General features: G+C 43.2%; 11 protein-coding genes. 2 read left to right on the top strand and 9 right to left on the bottom strand.

Annotated features, from left to right (window positions below):
• Positions 1 to 34: 34 nt before the first annotated feature.
• The 9 genes from H0266_RS10475 to H0266_RS10435 form a co-directional block, all read right to left on the bottom strand.
• Entirely contained in the window at positions 35 to 6,172 is a 6,138-nt protein-coding gene (locus H0266_RS10475) for a carboxypeptidase regulatory-like domain-containing protein (protein WP_181472342.1), read from the bottom strand.
• 1,020 nt (positions 6,173 to 7,192) lie between these two features.
• Positions 7,193 to 7,939 carry a hypothetical protein gene (locus H0266_RS10470; RefSeq protein ID WP_181472341.1) on the bottom strand — a complete coding sequence of 249 codons (747 nt, stop codon included), beginning with the start codon at positions 7,937 to 7,939 and terminating at the stop codon, positions 7,193 to 7,195.
• Between the two features lie 89 nt (positions 7,940 to 8,028).
• Positions 8,029 to 10,692, bottom strand: a complete 2,664-nt coding sequence (locus H0266_RS10465; RefSeq protein ID WP_181472340.1) for a hypothetical protein — start codon at positions 10,690 to 10,692, stop codon at positions 8,029 to 8,031.
• A 37-nt stretch (positions 10,693 to 10,729) separates the two neighbouring features.
• The gene (locus H0266_RS10460; RefSeq protein ID WP_181472339.1) at positions 10,730 to 11,185 is read right to left on the bottom strand and encodes a hypothetical protein; all 456 of its coding nucleotides are present in this window, start codon (positions 11,183 to 11,185) and stop codon (positions 10,730 to 10,732) included.
• A 19-nt stretch (positions 11,186 to 11,204) separates the two neighbouring features.
• Positions 11,205 to 12,350, bottom strand: a complete 1,146-nt coding sequence (locus H0266_RS10455; protein WP_181472338.1) for an S-layer homology domain-containing protein — start codon at positions 12,348 to 12,350, stop codon at positions 11,205 to 11,207.
• A 427-nt stretch (positions 12,351 to 12,777) separates the two neighbouring features.
• On the bottom strand, positions 12,778 to 14,163 hold the full coding sequence (locus H0266_RS10450) for an O-antigen ligase family protein (protein WP_181472337.1): 1,386 nt from the start codon (positions 14,161 to 14,163) through the stop codon (positions 12,778 to 12,780).
• A gap of 26 nt (positions 14,164 to 14,189) precedes the next feature.
• Positions 14,190 to 15,305 carry a glycosyltransferase family 4 protein gene (locus H0266_RS10445; RefSeq protein ID WP_181472336.1) on the bottom strand — a complete coding sequence of 372 codons (1,116 nt, stop codon included), beginning with the start codon at positions 15,303 to 15,305 and terminating at the stop codon, positions 14,190 to 14,192.
• 103 nt (positions 15,306 to 15,408) lie between these two features.
• Complete coding sequence (locus H0266_RS10440) at positions 15,409 to 16,122, bottom strand: WecB/TagA/CpsF family glycosyltransferase (protein WP_181472335.1); 714 nt, start codon at positions 16,120 to 16,122, stop codon at positions 15,409 to 15,411.
• Positions 16,119 to 17,402, bottom strand: a complete 1,284-nt coding sequence (locus H0266_RS10435; protein ID WP_181472334.1) for a nucleotide sugar dehydrogenase — start codon at positions 17,400 to 17,402, stop codon at positions 16,119 to 16,121. Before H0266_RS10435 ends, H0266_RS10440 begins: the two co-directional genes overlap by 4 nt.
• Positions 17,403 to 18,089: 687 nt before the next feature.
• Here H0266_RS10435 and csaB point away from each other — a divergent pair.
• Entirely contained in the window at positions 18,090 to 19,199 is a 1,110-nt protein-coding gene (csaB, locus tag H0266_RS10430; protein WP_181472333.1) for a polysaccharide pyruvyl transferase CsaB, read from the top strand.
• Between the two features lie 456 nt (positions 19,200 to 19,655).
• Complete coding sequence (locus tag H0266_RS10425; RefSeq protein ID WP_181472332.1) at positions 19,656 to 20,831, top strand: glycosyltransferase family 4 protein; 1,176 nt, start codon at positions 19,656 to 19,658, stop codon at positions 20,829 to 20,831.
• Positions 20,832 to 20,838 lie beyond the last annotated feature (7 nt).

Below are 20,838 nucleotides of genomic sequence, written 5' to 3'. Positions count from 1 at the left end.
GCTTAATTACCTAAAAACCTGTCGCAATATTTATTTATCTCACTTTAAAATTCATAAAGATAGATTGATCCATCTCAATCCCTTTTCCAGACGCTAACCCGTGAGAAATATACAAGTTGTACCCTCCAGCAGCATAATCCTCTTCTGGTGTAATCATCAATTGTTTTCCGTCCTCAGATAACTTGAGGGTTACGGAGACTTTATTGCCTTCTTCGTCGATTATTTGTACTTCTTTGTCATTCAAAAGGTCCGCATTCATCGTCGTGTTGAATGTTACGGTCCAAGTCTTGCCTTTCTCATTCGTCTCTTCTTGTTCCCATTCTTTCACTTCTTTTTCTGAAAGAACGAGCAACTTACTTACTTTATCCCCTGTTTTCGTTGTAGCTTCAACGACCACAAGGCCATCAGATTTCATTTCAATTGTGCCGTCATCCTGAATATCTGCGATAGAATCATCGGATACATCCCATCGCTCTACATCAGAACGATCGATAGACGTAAAGTGATCAGCAGCGTTGAATTCTGTTTGCTTCAGGTCCACAATCCCTGTCTCTTCTTCAGGCTCTGGAGTAGGTGTAGGAGTTGGCGTGTACCCACTTCCATTATCAGAACCTCCTGTGTTCCCTTGTTCATTTCCTCCATTTTCACTTACTTTCTTCTTCGTCGTAAATGTGGATTCATGAACGGTTCCTAGCGCTTTACCATCATACGATTGAACGGATGGTGCAATCGCTAAGGTGTAAGTTGTATCGTTCGATAGTGCTTGATTTGGTTTTACTGTTATAGATTTGGATAGCTTTTGAGTATCGTCTTCTACATAATAACCATCTTCTTGTTTCGCACCTGATATGTTTTCAAAAGTAAACGATACAGGAACTTGATTGCCAGATTCATCTTTTAAAATAATTTGGCTTTCCATATTGTTTTGGTTCATCAGTCGATCAAATATTACGGTCAGTTCCCCACCAATGGCAATATCCGTCGATGAATGGCTAGGTGTAACACTCGATACTTTCGGCGTTGATGTTCTGACCATTGGAATATTCAATTCCGTTTCTGGTGGTGGAACGACAACATCACGACTCACATATGTTTCGTATCCTTCTTTCGAGAAGATGACGCGCCAGTCACCTTGAGGAACATCCCAGCCATAACGACCTTCATCATCTGTCACTTGTGGATTGACTTGGCCGAAGTTTTCAGCATCCCAATCTTTCCACGTACCGTTGACCTTCTCTTGTACAATGGCTTTTACGCCTTCAAGTCGATTGTCCATAGAACCTTCGAAAACATAACCGGACGGGTCAATCAGTACGATGACATTCATCAATGGTAGTTTCGTTTTCACTTCTCCATTTTCAACTGTCACATACATCACTTGTTCACCGAATGAACTCCAAGTATGATCGATTTTCCCTGTGTATTTTCCTGAACCTTGATGTGTAAGAGTGACATCACGCCCGACAAACTGTATGGACGCTTTGTCTACTTCTTTATCTAATTGAACCTCGATATCAATCGGTGTATATTCAACGATGGATGTCGTAACAAGTCCAGTGTACGGGTTGAGGGGAACATTCTGGTTCCACCCTGCCGTAATCGAGGCACCTTTTACTCTAGGTACATCAGGCTTATAGCTGAGTTGAACAGCTTTCGAATAATGTGTATCCTCTCCGTCTGTGACTTGAGCCACTAACGAGAAGTCTTCTGTCTTAATAGCATCTTCTACTGGAAGTTCGACATCCGCATACCACCAACGTCCATCAACGGTGGTCGTGGACAATTCTTTGTCTCCAGCGAATACTTTGACCGTCGTATCTGGTTTCGCTTCTCCATACACTTTCACTTCTTTTGTTGAAGTCGCTTCAGGAGCTTCGAGTGATACAAATAACAACTCTGTCGTTGCCACTTTTGCAGATTCGTCATTAATACTTGCTGTTGTAGAAATAGTGCTGGTTGCGTCGTCTTTAATTTTCACTGTGATACGCACTGTTCCATGATCTCCGGCCTTTACATCCTGAGCACCGATGGACAGCTCTTGCCCATTCAGAGAGATGGACGCCTTTGTTCCATTTAATAAAGCACTGTTCGGAACATATTCTACGTTTTCATCCAAATTGAATGTAATAGGCAGATCATTCTTCGCTGCGTCTCCATTATTCTGATATTTCACTTGATACTCAAAAACTTCTCCAGGGGCTGCTCCGCTCTTAGTAGCGGCGAAACTATTCCCTTCTCCTGTGAAGTCACTCTCCACATTCATCGGGATAATAATCGTTTGTTCCGTTTTTGTTGGAGATAGTTTTTCGGTTGTATATGGAATATCCCACCCGGAAATCTTAGCTGTGTAGTCTTGTTCAGATTGATTATCCACACCATAGATTTTGAACTGTCCGTCTTCAGATAATCGGGAAGAGCCGATGAATGTCCCTTCAGCATCATATAGGTTCACAAACCCACCAGCTACAGGGTGCTCTTGAGAATTCAGATAAACGGCACCTTCCACATATCCATCGCGCACAAGAGTTACATTAACGGCTTCATACGAACCATCTTTGGACGTTGGCGTCACAGTCTGGGTTTGGAAACCTTCCATCTCGATGCTAAGAGCTACATCCGTTTTAGAAACTCCTTCGATTTCAAATGATCCATCCGCATTTGACGTTGTGTACTCTGGTCCATTTTGATTATAAATCCTAGCATTATCAATGACTCCGTCTACACTTAGGACCTTGCCAGTTACACTGACAGCTTCCTCTAACACGACATCAATCGTGCGATCAGACGTAATGTCTACTGTTTGTCTATATGATTGATAGCCATTCTTAGATACTTCGAGAGTATAACCCGTCTTCGGGGAAACTCCTAAAGAGCTATCCTCATTTGTCATAGCATAGCCATACTCTTTACCTACCTCTTGAGAAACAGACCAGTTGTAAAGCTGGACATAGCTATTACTGATTGGATTACCACCAGCGTCTTTCACGTTAACCGTCACCTGACTCGTTTCAGGTGTGGTGCCCGATAGTTGCAGAGTCAATGGGTTTGATAGATAGTCTGTTTCATTATCGATTGTCACTGTTGTCGGACTAAGTTCATAGTGATCACTACCATAAAACTCTACATCGTAGTCACCGGAAGGTACGAGTTCAAAAGTATCTTCACCGCTGAAGCTGACGAAGGCCCCACTTTCATTGATTTTTCCGTACAATCTGCGATTATCAGAATGAGTCAATGCTAAAGATGAGCCTGCCACATCTTTCATGTCAACATCGTCGTCCGCTTCAATAGCCACTTTAATCGTTTGATAGTAAGGGATCGTTACATTGCTATCCAATACTTTTCGTACAGATTGACCCAATTCTACAGATGCAACATCCTCAATGTTCATACCATTTGTAGAGACACTCAAAGAATAGCTGCCTGCTGGGATCTTGTCGAATGTAAATTGTCCGTCTTCACTAGAAGTCGTTGTGAAATAGTTATGTTCATTAACAAGTGTGACTGACACCTTTCCTTTTAAAGGTGTTCCATCTTCGAAGCCAACTTGCCCGGTAAGTGTACTCGCGACCTCTTTATTCAGCTTCAATGTCGCCTTAGACGACTTGTTATCGGATTGATCAACAATCCATGCCTCAATGTATTGGACTTGTTTCATTCCTTCTGCAACTTTGAACGATCCATTATAAGAAATGTCGCCGTTCTCTAAAGTCAAAGGTAGCACTTTATTTTCATCTGAAGTATCCACATAATGAACTTCTGCTCTACCAATGAATGTATCATGCTTCGCCGCTTCCAGGCTGAAGTTGATTGTCTGATCGATTGATAATAAAGCACCATCATTTTCAGTCGTCACTTTAAAGACCTCTAAGTTCGGTACTTCTACTTCATCGTTGTTTTCTTCGCCTTCAATCACTAAATCCTTCATAAAGGCTTCCGTCTTATCTTCAAATGGATGAGGATACTCGAAAACTACAGTATAATTTCCTGCCTCTAGAGTCTCAGGTAAATCCATGCTAAAGTGCTGCTTCTGTTCTTGAAGAACGACGTTGCCCTCTTCATCCTTCAGCATAATTTGAATCGGCTGGTCATCCGCAAAATGATTGGTGCTACTCACTCTATTCAAGGCAAAGCCATTATAAGAGATGTTGGCCTCTACCCAGTAATTGTTGTGAGTAATTTCCGATGTCGCATTGATGTCGTCCAATGTGAATTCGGTTTGGCCTGTGGGGTTCATATCCCTAGAAAAGCCGTATTCCCATTGACCAGATTGTGTAAGGATATTCGCCTCTACCAATCTATTCTTTTGTAAGTGAAGAATGAGAGGTTGATTGATTACATCAATATGGCTGGCTAAGCTCCCTACATCATCAAAGATATACAGAGAGTCAATCGGTGATGCAGACGTAACGGTTACGGGAACCATGTTCTCTTTTTCTTCACTGAACGAGACTTCCTGAATAGATGGGTCATGATCTTCTGCTACTGCATAAAAGTTATCCCCACCTGTATATCCCTGTAATTTAAAGTTAGGATTCGTCACTGAAGAATCCAATAGGAAGGTATTCAATTTAGCATAAGAATTCAAAGTGAACGTAGATCCGTTTAATTCCGGAACAGCCATGAATCTGTGCACAGAATACCCTTCTGGTTTAGACAACTCAAACCTTTGGAATGAGTCATTCATTTGAATTTGACTCAATTGCTTGAACTGTTGACCCGTCAATCGTTGAACATGATGGTAAATCAGGTATTCATCATTATTCTCTACAACATACGATAATTCCAGCTGATATTCCTCAGAATCCTCTAAATAATTGTCATATGTCGATAATGTTAAATCCTCTTTGACCCATTTGCTGTAATCAACATCGCCATTGTCTTTGATCCTTGATAATTCACCATCCAAATATTCATGGACTTCGAAACCATCAACAGGGATGACGTTCGTCGGTTTGAGATCGGGCTCCCGATAATCATTTCTAGGAGAATGATCAAGGGGGAGGCTATTGGTGATATCTTTGTCGAAAAGACTTCCCTCGTATTTTAATTGATAGGTTCCATAGGCCAGTTCACTTATTCCTTGAAAAGAAAAGTGATCAAGGTCATAACCTACATAGGTTTCTGCAATCTTTTTCGTTCCATCCCAAAAACTGAGATTCAAACCGTTCCCCAATTCTTCAGGAGCATTCGAACCCGTAAGGTGAAAATCACCAGACTCAAAAAGAAGCGTTCCGTTTATCGTTTCTCCTTGTTCATAATAAGAGTAGCTATCTAATTTTTCACTGTCTACCTCACCAGTAAAAGTTAAAGCCGTATCTTCTGTTACTTCAATAGGTTCTGTTTCAAGTTCATAAGTTTCATTTTCTCCATTTACAGATAAATGAGTTCTGATGTTCGAGGCGTCCGAAACCATAACCTCTTCTACAGCACTCTGTTGCCCCATGAAACTCATATGACTGTAACCATCTACGAACTCAATTCTATCAATCGTTGCACTATAGTTAGAACTATTGCTCAAAGAAATTTTATGCCCCATTTGGAAATCCTCACTAACGTCAATCACTGCATCTTGTTCAGGTAAGGATTTCTCAAAAGCAAAATATTCATTCTCAGAATTACCACTTACTCTTAGCGAAGAAGGAACCTCATTAGCTAAAAAATAAGGGCCAAACACATAGAAATTGTGAACTTCTTCGTCATATTCTGTTTGATACTCATATGTAAGACTGCTATCTGTATATTCAGCATCCGTGCTGTATTCGTATTTCTTGATGTTAGAGTCTGATAAATCTAATCCTTCCATCATTTCTTGACCACTTACTTCTCGGTGATCAAAGAAACTCACGTGATTTTGGTCGCCATCTATAAGTTCAATACTTACAAATACATGGAATGTCTGATCCGTATGTTCTGCTAAGTTGTTATTTGCTTCAGAATAATTAACGACCCAGTTGTTCTCTTGGTCTCGATCTAAATATAGATTATGCTCCCATATTTCATCTGACCTTAGTGATACTTCACCACCCAGAATTTGATATCCACTCAAATCAGGCATTGAAATCGGAAATGTCGTACTTTGTTCTTCAGCGGCTAAAACCGTTGCTGATGGTAAAAACGTTGATAACATTAGTACTAAAATACTAATGACTGCTAATAGTTTCTTACCCATTAAATCACTCCTATATAATAGTATTGTTGGAAATACCTATATTATTATATAGAAAAATAGTAGTTTGTAAAGTTGATATACCTAAAAAACAAGAATATAGAACTAATACGTAAGTCTCCGTTTCAAAATCCCGTCTAAGGTGCATGACCTTGCCCATACGCTGATGGTAGAAGCACTCTTACAGGTAACTCCACACAGGCAACTATAAGAAGTGGGTCAGACTCCCGTCCGCAATACAATGCATAAGAAGTATCGCATAAAATTTTCCTCTCAGAGACTTCCTTACTACATCTCAAACATTTTTCACTAAAGCAGTGGGTTTATGGAGCTTTTGGAAAGCTGTGTAGCCCTATATTTTCGGTCCATAAGTAAATAAGAGAAACATAAATATGTAAAGGACCAGTTGTGTGATGATTACGAGCATTGTCCCAAATAAGAAAGCTCGTGTTACTTCTTTAAATTTACCACGACCTGTAATGTGTATTATGAAAAGAATAATGTTTGGAATCGAACCTAGTATGATATGCATAGGGATCACCCAATATAATTGAGCAATGACTTCGCTAACGCTACTTGCTCTACTTATACTCATAGACATTGCGAACAAAATAGCAGGTTGGTATGTAATCCCCATCAAAATATTCAGTTTAACGTAAGCCTTCCTTATTTCTTTCAACCAATCCCACCTTCCCTGCAGCATATTTCTTCCTACAGTTTATAATACTCTACTTAGAAACGCTCACAATCTTTATACTAATTCTATGAGTATAAACAACACCCATTTCAAAGTTCTCACCATAAAATTTAGTCCTCTCATCAAACGGATATGACTCTTGAACGAGAAAAGTCCCGTCCGAGAGTTTCCTCTCAAACAAGACTTCCTTTCTATATTCGATTCTTTATCTTAATATCAAAGTGGGGGCAGGCACCGAAATACAAAAAGAGACAGGATCAGCCTATATCAGACTATTTCTGCCTCATTCAATGCTCTGATTCTTTTAGAAAATCTACTCTCAAGTACTATTTCACTTCTAAATAAACTTGTTCAGTAATAGTAGTCTTGGTGATTCCGTCTTGATAAACTTGTTTTTTTAGCTTCTTAAGTGTCTGGTCTACTTGGGTAAGAGTATGAACACTTTCCTTTGGCTGATTGATCCATTTATCCAACGTCAGATGCAAGACTTCTTCATCTTCCGTAATATTAACTTTCAACTCTTTCATGATATTAATCAAATCAACAGAATCAGAAGATTTTTTAAACTCATCGATGTAATCATTCAATAGAGACATCTTAAACTCCAACTCGTTCTTATAGTCATCTTGTTTAAGTTCATCAACATTTTCATACTTTAATCTAGATGCTACCCATTCCCTACCCTTAGCACCCAAGTTAATAAAGGAATGAACTCCTTCATTGATTAGAAAACTTTCAATTGACTCTGTTTGAATATTTTCTGCATTTTTATTTGTTCTAGTAGAGGATTTATTGCTTTTCATTGTCTTTTTAAGTGAACGAACTCTGAATCGGCATTCGAAATATTCCTCCGACTTAGCAGGTAAATCGTTCATCATTTCTTGTACCGCTGAAATGTCATCTAACGTTAGATCAGAATTTGATTCTAATAAATCAAGCTTACTCGATATGTTATGAAATAAGGTGTCTTTAGTTATATATGGAGTAGTAGTAATATACACTTCTTCTGGGAGGGCCAGAATCATTTCTTCCTCAGTTGCAATACTTCCTTTAGTTGTTAGTAGTGTTAGCATACTTACTCACTCCTATTATAAATTTCTATATGTAATGGAAGAAGCCAGCCATAATGGCTGGCTTCTTGAATAATATCTATGAAAAAGTATTATTGAGCTAGTGCACCTTCGATTGCAGTTTCAAGGCCAGTGATTGTAGTGTAACCACCAGACACGTAAGTGTCACCAGCTTCGTTAGTAGTAACCTCTGGGCGGTTATCTACAATATATTCAGCAACTTCTACTTGTTGAGATGCGCTTAGGTCTGTGAAGGAATCCAAACCATAATTTACAAGTGCAGTACGTACTTGGCTGATAGTACCCATGTTAACGCCAGTTGCACTTGTGAATAACGTATCTCTAGCACTAATTTCAGTAGTAACAGCAGTAGTTACATCAGCAGTAGTAGCGAACTCTGCATCAGTTTCATCTGCTCTGTCACTTAAAACAACGCCAGCTACTTCTAGTTTAGCAGCTGATCCTAGGTTGATGTAAGCATTCACATCATTCTCCACAGCTACCTTGTTTAGCGCTGTACGCATTTCTGTAGCAGTTGTTGCTGTATTAACAGAGTTAAGGTTGTTAACATCAGTAATTACAGCTTGAACTTCAGATACTTCATCTCTGTCAACAGAACCAAGTGCATTTAATGCAGCTTTGTAGTCTGTAAATAGGTCTTCATTTACACCTTTAAGGTCAATGAAAGGAGATTGAAGAGCTTCTAGTAATTCTTCATCAGTAGCATTGATATTGCCACTACCATCATCAGAGCTAATTACAGCTAATGGTGCTGCTGCGGCTGTGTTATTAGCTGTATCAACAGATGTCTGGATTCCAGCTGCATCTGAAGGATTATCATTTCCGAACTGAGTAACATACTCTTCAAGAAGTCCAGAATTGATAGAATCTTCATCGAAATCTTCTGAAGCTTGTGCAAGTGCATTAAGAGCTTCGCTGATTTCTGCTTCTGTGCTATTTGCATCTAGTGCAAGGACTTCATTAACTGCAACAGTTTCTACAATAGTTTGAATATCAGCAGCAGAAGTAATAGTCGCACCGTCAATTTCTACGGCAATCTGGTTAAGTTGACTATCAGTAACAGTATCTACATCAAAGTCTTCTGTTAATTCAGATAGAGAAGTTAGTGCTGAGATGATATCTGAGTTTGAAGAATTTCCATCTACAGAAGCAGCTTCTGCAAGTGCTTCAGTTAAGTTAAACTGTGCTGTTAAGTCAGAGACTGCAGTCTCGTCTTCTTCATCAGCAGCAAGATTAGAAATTAACTCTTCAGCATCTGCAAAATCGTCAGCAGAAGAATCTACAGTTAGTGCATTTACAGCAGTTTCTGCTGCGTTAAAGTTAACCGTGTCGATTTCCTCTTGAATGTCTTCAACAGTTAGATCATCAGCCGTAATGGCAGTTTGATAATCAGAAATAAAGTCAGTATTAACGCGTTCGAAATTATTATCTTCTAGAGCTGCAAGTAAGCGGACCTGACTGAAGCCATCTCCAGCTTGTACAGCATTTACAACTTTAACTGCTGCTAGACGTTCTTCGAAGCTAGGAAGAATAAGCTCTCCTTCTTCATCAACTAAATCTGCTGGAACTTCAGCTACAGCATCACTAGCAGCTTCGATGTTAGCATCAGATGGGTTGCTTTCTGCAGTGTTTAGTGCACTTTCTGCAGCTGAGACAACTGCTTCTGCTGCTCCATCAATTACATCTTGGATAGAGTCTTGAGTTTCAGTGTCTCCATCAAGTAAATCTGCAGCGTAAGTGACGATGTAATCTTCACGAACGTCTGTGAATACGCCTAGCTCTTGACCAGCCTGAAGAGCGTTTAGAAGTTCTACTTGAGTATCAGCAGTATTAACTGCATTAACTGCATTAACTGTATCGATTTCCATTTGCACATCAGCAACAGTTTCTAGTTCATCGTTGTCAGAACCTAGAACTGCATCATACTCAGCAATCAAGTCAGCATTAACATTTTCAAAGAAATCATTTTCAAGAGCAGTTAATAGATTAACTTGGTTAGTTGCGTTGTTTACAGCGTCAACTGCAGTAGTAACCTCTGTAAGGTCGATTGAAAATTCAGCGTCAGTTGAAACATCTTCACTTAGAGATACACGTACAACGTGGTCACCTTCTGGAAGACCAGTGAATGTAGTTGAGAACATTCCGTCTGCATCAACTTCAACTTCCTCGTTTACTACAGCAGGGTCAACTGAAGTATCACCATTAGCGAAAACGGAAACTGTTACAGTTGCAGTTTCGCCTTCTTCAAGCTCAAGAGCTTCAAGGTTGGAAACCATACCTTCTACAGTTGTTACTTCTGTAGTTAAATCAGTATTCGCACTTACTGATTCAACCATAGCTTCTTTACCGAACATAACGTAGTCTGCAACTACATCAGCTGGAACCATTGCATCTTCATCTTCTTCAAGCTCAGCAATAACGTCAGCTGTATCTTGATTTTCGTCAGCGTCGAATAGAGCGTCTACAAGTGCTTCGTAGCTGATGTAGCTTTCGCCGTCCGTGCTGAATGATACGATATCACCTTCAGTAGCTAGGTCATATACTTCACCTTCGCCGTCAAGGTAAGCATCAGTGAATTCAGTGTAAGTTACAACATATACCTGACCGTCCATTTCGATTGCAACAGTTTCAATGTTAACTTCTGCTGCGGAAACAGATGAAGCAACAGCTGGAACTGCGATAGTCGCTGCGATTGCAGAGGCAGTCATAACTTTTAATGGAGTGTTCTTTTTCATAATGATTGTTTCCTCCCTAATTTTAAATAAATAATATTTAGTCAATAGAAATGACTTCTGGTACTACCACATCATCAAAGAGTGGGTTTCCGTCTTCGTCAAATCCTTGAATAGTTTGATAAGCTTCAACGTCGGAGTCAGCAACGACATTGCTGTCATCTTGGGAAGCCTGTTCAAGTACATCGAGTGGAGCCTCATCGTCAGATGCATCAAATAGAGCATCGACATAGCTGTTGTAGTCAACGTGTACACCGCTAGCAACACCAATCGATTCAACGCTTACACTTCCACCAGTTAGTAGATTGTATAAGTCGCCAGAACCATCCAAGTACGCATCAGAGTACTCAGTGAATGTCACTGTGAACGTTGTACTACCATCATTAAGTGCTACGGAATCAATTGTCGCAGCGGCTTCTGTGAAAGTAGGCGCTACAACAACGGCTGTAGCTGAGAGTGAAAGTACAGAAGCAACCAGTAATTTACGATTATTCATCATGATCACCTATCTTTACTTATTTCACCCAGATGTTAGCACTTAATAGTTCTTCTTCAGTGTAACCACTGAATGAGTTGTTTTGGAACGACTCACGATCAGCGCGGTATCCAAGTTCGAATTCTTCGCCATCGATTTCAGCAACTACAGTAGATTCAGAATCAGTACCTTCAAGTGAAGCAACTGGTACTTCAATAGCGCCTGTTCCAAGTGGAGTAATGATAGCATCAGCACCATCAATATCACTTACCATACCGAAGTTCATTGGCTGATCATCATTGCCGCCATCGCCTTCAACATCGAATTCAACTGTAGCAGCCATAAGCTCTTCTTCAGTGAATCCGTTAAGGTTGTTGATTTGGAAAGTTCCACGGTCTTCACGGTATGTGAATGTGAACTCTTCACCATCAACGTTTAGAGTAACTTCTGTTTCAGCAGTTGCTCCTTCAAGTGCATCAACTGGTACTTCTACAGCTAGAGTACCTAGTGGTGTTGAAACTACTGTTCCGCCAAGAGCTTCTACAGTCATATCACCAGAACCAACGTTCATTGCAGCATAAAGCATTGCAGCGAAGTCGCCACGCTTGATTTCGTCACCTACACCAAACGAACCGTCTTCGTAACCGCTAGCAATTTCAAGATCAGCTACTACGTCGATATAAGGGTAAAGAATAGTTTGACCGCGATCAGTGAAGGTAGATTCAACAGCAACTGCTACGTCAAAACCGAATGCTTCAACGATCATTTTAGCCATCTGCTCACGAGTTAGGTTCTCTTGTGGACCGAATTGAGTATCAGAGAAACCATCGATTACACCTTCTTCTACAAGTGCATCAACGTACTCTTCAGCACGCTCTGGTACGTCTGTGAAGTCATAATCTACTTCACCGTCGAATGATAGTTCAGCTGCGCCGAAAATCATCTTAGCAGCGTCTACACGCTTAAGAGATGCTTCAGGACGGAATGTATCATCAGGGAAACCACTAATGATATCCATGTTAGAAAGAGCGTTGATCGCTACGTAGTGACGAGTTTCTGCAGAAACGTCTGTGAAATTGTCTGCAGCTTCAGCACTTACAGCAGCAGGAGCTAGAGCACCAGCTACTACAGCAGCACCAGCAGATGTTACAAGAATCTTGTTTAAAGACTTAGGTTGTTTTGCCATTAACCTATTTCCTCCCTTTTATGTACTTAAGAGCACATGTTTTTTTATTTAAAGAAAACCCATCATTATCCACAGAGATGCATAAAAATTCTGAGAATAAAGTCTGGGAATCTTCTTTACAGAGTTGAAGATTCATAGATTCAGTTTTTTCGTCGATGTATGTAGTCAAAGATGTCCAACATTAAATCTATGTATCAAAGTTCCACCTCTCATTCTACCAAATGTGCCAACAATTTCAACAAATTTTTCGGTAAAATGACAAGCTTAGCAAAAATGTAACAATCAGTAACAAAACTGTTACATGAAAATACGGAATGAAACATTTCTCTACATTACATTCCGCATTTCCGTAATTATTAAACTAACATTGTTGCTTTTTTTTTACAACAGAAATGGTTCGATATGAATATTTTGGCATATATCCCCGTCAGGACTTAAATTGGCGTGTTGTGGCGTAGCTGAGAATGATTGCTGAAATCATCCAAAACATGATGTTCAACTGCGGGATGAAGATCAGATTGTTTGCTAGATTCTGTCCGAAGTACGTTCCGCTTCCGATGAAAAGCCCTAATAATAGAACTTGTTTCAAGCGGTTGTCTCGGTTCCTGAAATATTGTTTACCAAGATAAATGTAAAAATATAGATAGATTGCCAAAAAACTCACAATTCCAATTGTACCAGTTTCCGATGCGACTTTTAAATAGGAATTATGGACGGAATACAAATCGTGCCCGACATTTAATTCAGGATATTTGGTTACGTATTCTTTGTACCGTTCATTGTAGTTTCCGATTCCTAGCCCAAGCACTGGATTTTCCTTATACATGACCCAGCCTGTTTTCCAGAGTGTTGTTCTGGATACAACGGCACGGTTTGTGGTGTCTTTGTTTTCTTCTAAGTCCTGGGCATTGCCCCCACCATCATCTTCATCGTCTGGGTCACTGCTTGAAACCGGACCTTCTTCGCTGATGATTTCAAAAGGCAGGAACGACTGAACGACAAAAATCGCGGATGTCGAACGGTTTTGCACATCCGGCATGCTGAAAATGACGAGGACGAGCACCGCACTTGCGATGATCATGTGAACTTTGAATAAGTTTTTGTAAAATCTTTTCGGCATCATCAAGCTTGCCATGATGATCGACAGTGCCATGATGACCCAGGCGGATCTTGTGTATGTCAGGATCTGGTTTAGTACAAACACGCCGAACAAGATAAAGAAGATGATTTGTGTTAAACGGTTTTTGAAATACACGACGGCGAGTAACAACAGTCCCGGGATGATGATGTTGACGAATCCACCGTAGTAGTTCGGGTTGATCATCGTGGATGGGACGCGGCCCCAGGCTTCAGTCAGGGCGTATAGTCCGGCTTTGTTCAAATTGTAGTCGGTCGCGAATTGGAACAGTCCGTAAAGTCCCATGAAGGCGATGACGCTGATGAACGTGAGGCCGAATATTTTGTATTCACCTTGTGTGAATTTTACTTTGAAAATGATCAAGAACAAGAACGCGTACGATAAGTATCGTGCCATTTCGAGTAAGCCTGGCATAATGGCAACCGCTTGAGTGAGCGAGATGACCATCGCGACGAAATGGGCGGCAAACAGAATCGCGAACCATTTGGCTTTCGTTTCGTTCAGTTCGATTCGTTTCGTTAGGTATTCTACTATGGCGACGACCGTCAGGAGTGGAATCAGGAAGATTTCAGCTGAAATCGGGATCGGGCCGAGATACCCTTTTAATGGGACTAACGGGATGATGATCAAGTGTAGCAGGACGATATAAAACGTCCAGCTATGGTTTCGAATCATAATACATACGCTCCTCTTACGTGATTCTATCTGTGGTTACTCATCAGCTGTTCGTACGTGTCACGATAAGACGCAGCCAATTGGGTGAGCGAAAAGGCTTCGCTTGCATGATTGTATAGTCGATCTCCTTTTGCTTTCAGTTCATCAGGAGTTGTTTTCTTCATTTCAGCAGCTTCTTCTATCGCTCCGGCAAGTTCATTGGAATTCTTCGGCCTGACAATCCAGCCGTAACCCGGATTCGGGACGAGCTGATCGACACCACCGACTTCTGTCGTAATGACGGAAGTATGCTCCTTAGCCGCTTCGAGTAAAGCGAGTGGGAAGCTTTCGCTTAATGAAGCCAGCATGCCGAGATCTGAGATTTGGTATAGTTCATTGATGTCATTACGGAATCCGAGGAAGTGGACGGCGTCATCAAGACCGAGCTTGTTCACTTGGTTGATCAAGTCTTGTTTGTATGGACCGTCTCCGACGAGTAACACTTTCACTTTCGGATCGTTCAGCTGCTTGAGCGCATCGAACACATAATTATGACCTTTGACTGGATGAAGTCGTGCGACCATGCTGATGACAAGCTCGTCTTCCGTTAGCCCGAGGTCGGCGCGCGTCAATGTGCGCTGTTTCGTCGCTGGTGTGAAGTCGATTCCATTGTAAATGGTCGTGATATCGATGGAATGAACACCGAGCTGGATCAGGTGGCTTTTAAAGCGTTCCGATACGGCGAAGAAATGATCCATTCGTTTGTACGTCCATAGGTTCAGCTTCGTGAACACTTTGCCTTTGATGCCGCCTTTCATGAAATCAAGCGTCGGATCGGAGTGCATCGTCGTCACGAGCGGGCGTTTAAACGAACGTTTGATCAAGGCTGCGAAAAGGTTGGCGCGTGGGCCGTGACTGTGGACGATATCCGCGTTTTCTTCTTTGATGATCTGCGTCAGTTTCTTGGCTGCCTGCACATCGTAACGGCTCTTCTGTTCAAGCAGGCGGACGTCGATGTTGTTCTTCAGAGCGTCTTCGTACAGTTCGCCTTTCTGCATGCAGACGAGGATCACGTCTTCTTTTGGAAATTGAGACAACAAACTAATGACGTGGTTTTTCGACCCTCCGGTTTCCCCACCGGAGATGACATGTAGTACTTTCATTATTCTCTCTCCCTATCTAAAGCATAGACGCCGTTAATCTTTTTCGTGTGAACTCTTCACATATATTCCTGACAATAGAAAAGGCTTGACTTGAGGTCAAGCCTTACTTGGATTTCAAAATCGTAAATAGGAATTTCGGTAATGCCAGTTGGCGTTTGAATCGTTTCGGTTCCTTGATGAGACGATATAACCACTCTAGCCCGTTGTTGCGGAAGAATTCCGGGGCACGTTCGACGTTGCCGGCATAGACATCGAAGCTTCCGCCGACACCTTGGAACACTTTCACGGGCAGTTGGTCTTTATGGTCGCGGATCCAAAGTTCCTGTTTAGGACTGCCGAGGGCGACGAACAACATGTCCGCTTCGGATTCCTGGATATGTGTAATGATTTTGTTGTTGTCCTGTTCGTAGCCGTTTTCGTATCCGGCGACGATGATGTTCGGATAGTCGTGCTGGATGTTTTCGATCGCTTTTGTGACGACTTCCTCTTTCGCACCGTAGAAAAAGACGCGCAGGCTCTTTTGTTCGGCCAAATGAAGCAGATACCCCATCATTTCAACACCCGTTACGCGGGAGTGGATCTGACCGCCTTTCAGTTTCGATGCGAGCAGCACACCGACGCCGTCCGGAATTTGGAAGGTGGACCCGTTGATGAGTCCCCGCAACGTTTCATCCGATTGACTCTTCATGATTTTTTCCGGATTGACAGCAATTACCGTAGACTGCTCGTTCTGATCGATGCGCTGCGTGATTTCCTTAATGACTTGTTTGTATGTCAGTGGAGCGACGTCGACGCCAAGATAAGTCTCTTTGTTCATCGCTTGATCGGCTCCAGTCCGCTTAAGTTTCCGATCGGGTAGATAATCGTCTCACCCTTCGCTTCTGGCAGGCAGTTACGTGTATCGAACACGACCGGTGTTTTCATATATTCTGCAAACAGCGCGGTGTCCATTTCTTTGTAATGGTTGTGGTCGGCAAGGACGAGTGCGACGTCGGCATTCTCGAGTGCGTCTTCTAAGCTGTGCAGTTTGAGTGGCACTTGCTTGTCCTTCACGTAAGGATCCTGGCAGAACACTTCGTAATCTTTGTTGCTGTTGGTCAGCTGGAAAACGATGTCGATCGCCGGGCTTTCGCGGACATCGTCGACATTGCCTTTGTACGTCAGGCCTAGAACCGCGACTTTAGGGTTGGAAATGTTCTCGGTCAGCTTGTCGACTTGTTCGACGACAAAGTCAGGCATGGAATCATTGATTTCGCGGGCCGCCTGCATAAGTGGCGTGACGTCTTTCGCTTTTTCAATGATGAAATACGGATCGACCGCAATACAGTGACCACCTACGCCAGGGCCAGGGTGATGCAAGTTCACACGCGGGTGCATATTGGCTAGATGGATGACGTCGTGTGCGTTGACGTCGAGTTTATCGGCGATTTTCGCCAGTTCGTTGGCAAGCGCGATGTTGACGTCGCGGAACGTGTTTTCCATCAGTTTCGCCATCTCTGCGGTCAGGGCTGTCGTCAGGTGGATTTCACCTTTGACGACTTTACGGTACACGTCAGCGGCTTTTGTTGCCGCTTCTTCTGTGTATCCTCCGACAATACGTGTGTTGTCGATCAGCTCGGTCATGATTTTGCCTGGAATGACGCGCTCCGGGCAGTGGGACAAGTAGAGATCGTTGTTCTCAAGGTCCCAGCCGGCTTTTGTCAGAATCGGCGCGACGTTATCGTAAATCGTGCGCGGTGGGATGGTTGATTCGACGATGATCGTGTCGCCTTTTTTCACATACGGCAGAATGCTTTCGGTCGCTTGTTCGACGTATGTGACGTTGGCGGTATGATCTTCGTGGACCGGTGTCGGAACGGCGATGATGAAGACGTCCGCTTCGGTCGGTTTCGTATCGGTAATGATTTTACCGGCTTCGACGGCTTGCTTGATGACGTCTGGAAGGCCGGGTTCTTCGATATGGATTTCGCCTTTGTTGAGTGTATCGACGACGTCTTGGTTGACGTCTACGCCGTGGACGTCGTATCCGGCTTGGGCGAAGATGCCGGAGGTCGGGAGTCCGATGTATCCAAGTCCGATGACACAAATCTTGTTCATAGTTATCCTACTTTCTTTTGTATGATAAATGGTTTAAGTATTGGTTCTCTGGCTCCGGGACTGGGGAAAAGGCTCGCTTTCCGCGGGCGAACGCCGATGCTCTCCCCATCCCTTAAGATGAAGCACTTCTACTTCTCCCCTAACATGAGTGCATAATAAACATTTATAGGGGGGGGTTTTCAGTTACATAGCATTAGTCTGCTACGATCGTGCATGTATTTTCTCGTGTTCCGTTATATAAAAATTTCGCTAAGAGGTCCTGGGAATGGCGAGACTCCTGCGGGAAAAGGAACAAGGTGAGACCCCACAGGGAGGTACGACCGAGGAGGCTCAGCGTTCCCCGCGGAAAGCGAGTCATTCCCAGGACCTCTTTCTATTAATCAAAATAACGGAACATTTATCCTGATTATAATTAAATTCGACGGTTTTCATTATAATATAAGTCAAATGGTAAATCCATGTATTATATATAGAAGTTTAGTGTAAGCCTTGTCACATTTTGTCGGTTTTGTGAAATGCCATAATGATTCATCAACTTCATCATTTTTATGACGGTCTTTTCACAGGAAAAATTTTCTCCGGCGTTATTTTACACTTATAATACAGTTCTTGAAGATGGATTCCTTTTTAAAATCAATAATGCTATGATGAATTCTGAATGATTTTTTATAGATAAGGAAGATGTTCATGAAAATCGTCGTTTCTGGCTTTTACGGACTCGGGAATACCGGGGACGAAGCCATTCTTGATTCTATTATTGATAATTTACGCTCCGAGCTCGATGATCCGGAGATTACCGTTTTCTCATTATCCCCTGAAGAGACTGCTGAGAAACATGGAGTGAAAAGTGTGTACCGCGGATGGCGTCAACAGTTCAAGGAGAAAGTGCGCGCCTTGAAGGATGCCGACCTTCTCGTCAGTGGTGGCGGTGGATTGCTGCAGGATACATATCCGACGCGCATCATCTTCGGTCCGCTTCCCTACTATTTATTGATTGTGTTCCTCGCGAAGCTTGTCGGGACGAAAGTGATGTTCTTCTCGCAAGGGATCGGTCCTGTGAACACGAAATACGGGAAGTTCTTAATGAAAGTCTTCGCCAACATGGCGGATTTCGTCACGGTACGAGATCAGTATTCACTTGATTTGCTGCGTAAGCTCGGCGTCAAGCGTCCGGCTGGTGAAGTGACGGCGGATATCGTGTTCGGTTACCAACCGAAAGACGACGATACAGCGATTCAGTCTCTCGATGTAACAGGTGATGAAAAACTGATCGGCGTCAGCGTCCGTCCTTGGTTCGGTTCGCAGCGTTATAAGGAAGAAATGGCCAAGCTATTGGATGAGCTGATTGAAGCACGCGGTGTAACACCCGTGTTTGTACCGATGGAAGGTCATCATGACGAAACGGTTTCGATCGAAGTACGAGACATGATGAAGCACGGTTCTGAGACGAAGCTGCTTGGCAAAGATTTCACACCGAACCAGTACTTGCAGTTCATGAAGCATTGCGACATGGTCATCGGCATGCGCCTCCACTCGCTCATCTTCTCTTCCATCATGGGGACGCCATTCTGTGCGATCAGCTATGATAAAAAGGTCGAGAACTTAGCGAAAATGACCGGCATGTGGGACTACTCCACCGTCCTCGAAGACTTCACCGCTGCGGGATTGAAAGATTCGGCTCTAGCTGTGATTGATCAAAAGGACGAGTTGTCTGTTGGACTAGAAAAAGCCCAAGCACAATTGCGAGACGAAGCCTTACGTAATGTAGAGATTTTGAAAGAGCGATTCGAAAAATAGAAACAGCGGTGCCTGACCCCCACCCCACTAAAGCATCAACGCGCAGGGGGTCATGACCCATGAAATAACAGGTTCCGTTCACTTTCATTAGGTTGAGGGTTCGTGGAAACGGCGAGACTCCTGTGGGATTGAAGTGACGGGTGAGACCCCGGGAGGCGACAGCCTGAGGAGGCTCAGCGCACGCCCACGGAAAGCGAGTCGTTTCCACGAACCCGCCTCCAATTCTTCAGTAACGGAACGAATCAGGAACGAAGTAATAAGTGGTTCCTTTCCACTATTCTAGAGCTGGGGAAGAGAAAACAGCGAGACTCCTGTGGGATCTGCGGGACAGCTGAGACCCCACAGGGAGCTTTGCGACCGAGGAGGCTCAACGCCCGCCCCACGGAAAGCGAGTTGTTTTCTCGCCCCCGTCTACTGACTTCATAAAGGAACCAATAATTAAGGAGTGTATGAACGATGCGTATTATGATCACAACCATATTCGACTACCCCCACACGGGTGGATTATCAACGCACGTAGCCACATTGAAAGCAGGACTCGAAGAACTCGGCCACGAAGTCGACGTCGTTTCCTTCAGCGACCTCCCAAAAGCGAAACGCGATCTCGCTCGTGCACCGAGTTTTCTCATTAATAAAATCTCACAAGGAAAAGGCATCCTTGTCGGCCACCGCATCCGCCAACAATTACTGAAAGACTTGATCCAGCAGAAAGCGCGCGAAAAGGTCTACGACATCATCAACGCGCAAGATGTCTACGCCTCCCTCGCCTCTTTCCCTTGCAAACTGCCGGTCGTGTCTACCGTGCACGGCTACCTTTCTTTCGAAGCCGTCAGCCGTGGTGCTGTGAAGACGGGTAGTAAAGAAGCGAAAGCGATGCAGGATTTAGAGAAAGAAGTGTATCAGAAGACGCGTCGTCCGATCACGGTCGATCAGCGGATCAAAGACTACATCCGCGACCTCGCCGGCGTCGAAGGCGAGCGCATCTACAACTTCATCAACGTCGATCAGTTCGAACCACAAGTCGAGAAGCGCGAAGAACTCCGCGCCCAATACGGCTTCAACAAAGACGATGTGCTATTATTCATCCCGCGCCGCATGACGCGTAAGAACGGCGTTATTTTTCCTGCTAAAGCCTTGAAGCTTATTCATGAAAAATATCCGAACACACGCCTTGTCTATGCTGGGTCCGGCGAAGAAGAACAGAACATCCGCCAAATTACGAAAGAGAGCGGACTCGAGGATCACGTCCATATGCTCGGGAACATTCCGCATGACATTATGAAAGACTACTACGCGATGAGCAATATGACGCTGATTCCGTCCATCCACTCAGAAGGAGTCGAAGAAGCGACGTCAATCAGTGCGCTGGAAGGCATGGGTGCTGGCGTACCAGTCATCGCCTCTGCGGTCGGTGGCTTGAAAGAGATCATCATTCCAGAGAAAAGCGGACTACTTGTTGAAGAACAAAGCCCGGAAGCGATTCGCGATGCGGTTTACAAAATCATCGAGAATCCAGAGCTCGGAGAAAAAATGGCGCAGCATGCCCGCGAGATGATTGAAGAGAATTACTCGCACCATGCGGCCGCGAAGAAGTTCGCAGATATTTACCAAGATGCATTAGAGAATTATTAATAGATGA

The sequence above is a fragment of the Halobacillus locisalis genome, assembly GCF_013694105.1.
Classification (GTDB): Bacteria; Bacillota; Bacilli; order Bacillales; family Halobacillaceae; genus Halobacillus; species Halobacillus locisalis.
Note: the sequence above shows the minus strand (reverse complement) of the source record. Positions and strands in the feature narration are given on the sequence as shown.

What these genes read in the sequence shown, in the direction of transcription:
- H0266_RS10445 (WP_181472336.1), bottom strand. Translation starts at nt 15,305, where the DNA reads ATGAAAGTACTACATGTCATCTCCGGTGGGGAAACCGGAGGGTCGAAA.
- H0266_RS10475 (WP_181472342.1), bottom strand. Translation starts at nt 6,172, where the DNA reads ATGGGTAAGAAACTATTAGCAGTCATTAGTATTTTAGTACTAATGTTA.
- H0266_RS10425 (WP_181472332.1), top strand. Translation starts at nt 19,656, where the DNA reads ATGCGTATTATGATCACAACCATATTCGACTACCCCCACACGGGTGGA.
- H0266_RS10470 (WP_181472341.1), bottom strand. Translation starts at nt 7,939, where the DNA reads ATGCTAACACTACTAACAACTAAAGGAAGTATTGCAACTGAGGAAGAA.
- H0266_RS10465 (WP_181472340.1), bottom strand. Translation starts at nt 10,692, where the DNA reads ATGAAAAAGAACACTCCATTAAAAGTTATGACTGCCTCTGCAATCGCA.
- H0266_RS10455 (WP_181472338.1), bottom strand. Translation starts at nt 12,350, where the DNA reads ATGGCAAAACAACCTAAGTCTTTAAACAAGATTCTTGTAACATCTGCT.
- csaB (WP_181472333.1), top strand. Translation starts at nt 18,090, where the DNA reads ATGAAAATCGTCGTTTCTGGCTTTTACGGACTCGGGAATACCGGGGAC.
- H0266_RS10450 (WP_181472337.1), bottom strand. Translation starts at nt 14,163, where the DNA reads ATGATTCGAAACCATAGCTGGACGTTTTATATCGTCCTGCTACACTTG.
- H0266_RS10440 (WP_181472335.1), bottom strand. Translation starts at nt 16,122, where the DNA reads ATGAACAAAGAGACTTATCTTGGCGTCGACGTCGCTCCACTGACATAC.
- H0266_RS10435 (WP_181472334.1), bottom strand. Translation starts at nt 17,402, where the DNA reads ATGAACAAGATTTGTGTCATCGGACTTGGATACATCGGACTCCCGACC.
- H0266_RS10460 (WP_181472339.1), bottom strand. Translation starts at nt 11,185, where the DNA reads ATGAATAATCGTAAATTACTGGTTGCTTCTGTACTTTCACTCTCAGCT.